This is a genomic window from Sulfitobacter sediminis (assembly GCF_040811725.1).
In the GTDB taxonomy this organism is placed as follows: Bacteria; Pseudomonadota; Alphaproteobacteria; order Rhodobacterales; family Rhodobacteraceae; genus Sulfitobacter; species Sulfitobacter sediminis.
Map to the genome: position 1 here is coordinate 1 of NZ_JBFNXX010000084.1, position 1,388 is coordinate 1,388.

Here is a 1,388-nt window from a genome sequence, read left to right on the forward strand (position 1 = left end):
GCGTCCACCTTACGGGTTTGGTGTATGGCTGGCGTGTGTAAGGTGGGCATCCTGCCCACCCCCCCAATGTAAAAGGCCGCAGCGGGATGCTGCGGCCTTCTCTCTTTCTCAACCGGGTGCTGCCTCTCCGCGCTCTCGTGACCTTCCTTTCAGGAAGGCACTGCCGCGCGGGTGAGGCCCAGGCGGCAGGTTTTGCTATCGCAAAACCGCCGTCAGTCCGTGATCTTCGACACCACGCCCGCGCCGACGGTGCGGCCGCCTTCGCGGATGGCAAAGCGCAGGCCCTGCTCCATCGCGATCGGCGCGATCAGCTCCACGTCGAACTTCAGGTTGTCGCCCGGCATCACCATCTCCGTGCCCTCGGGCAGGCTCACCGTGCCGGTCACGTCCGTCGTGCGGAAGTAGAACTGCGGACGGTAGTTGGCGAAGAACGGCGTGTGACGGCCACCCTCTTCCTTGGTCAGGATATAGGCCTCGGCCTCGAACTTGGTGTGCGGGGTCACGGAGCCGGGCTTGCAGAGCACCTGGCCACGCTCAACGCCGTCACGGTCGATGCCGCGCAGCAGGGCGCCGATGTTGTCGCCCGCCTCACCGCGGTCCAGCAGCTTGCGGAACATTTCCACACCGGTGCAGGTCGTCTTCTTGGTGTCGCGGATGCCCACGATCTCGATCTCGTCGCCGACGTTGATCACGCCACGCTCGACGCGGCCGGTCACAACCGTCCCGCGGCCGGAGATCGAGAACACGTCCTCGACCGGCATCAGGAAGGGCTGGTCGATCGCGCGCTCGGGCGTGTCGATGTACTCGTCCACGGCCGCCATCAGTTCGCGGATCTTGTTCTCGCCGATCTCGGGGTTGTTGCCTTCCATCGCCGCCAGCGCGGAGCCCGCGATGATCGGGATCTCGTCGCCGGGATAGTCGTAGGAAGACAGCAGCTCGCGGATTTCCATTTCGACGAGCTCAAGCAGTTCCTCGTCGTCCACCTGGTCGACCTTGTTCATGAAGACGACCATCTTCGGGATGCCCACCTGGCGGCCCAGCAGGATGTGCTCGCGGGTCTGGGGCATCGGGCCGTCGGCCGCGTTCACCACCAGGATCGCGCCGTCCATCTGTGCGGCACCGGTGATCATGTTCTTGACGTAGTCGGCGTGGCCGGGGCAGTCGACGTGGGCGTAGTGACGCGCGTCGGTCTCGTATTCCACGTGCGCGGTGGAAATCGTGATGCCGCGGGCCTTCTCTTCCGGCGCGCCGTCGATCTGGTCGTAGGCGCGGAATTCGCCGAAGTACTTCGTGATCGCCGCCGTCAGCGTCGTCTTGCCGTGGTCAACGTGACCGATCGTGCCGATGTTCACGTGCGGCTTCGTGCGTTCAAACTTTGCTTTTGCCAT

1 protein-coding gene is annotated in these 1,388 nt (G+C 64.6%); it reads right to left on the minus strand.

All coding sequences use genetic code 11. From position 1 onward, the window contains the following. Nucleotides 1-212: 212 nt before the first annotated feature. Nucleotides 213-1,388 (minus strand): elongation factor Tu (tuf, locus tag AB2B41_RS23240; protein WP_367880208.1); only part of this gene is annotated, 1,176 nt, incomplete at its 5' end.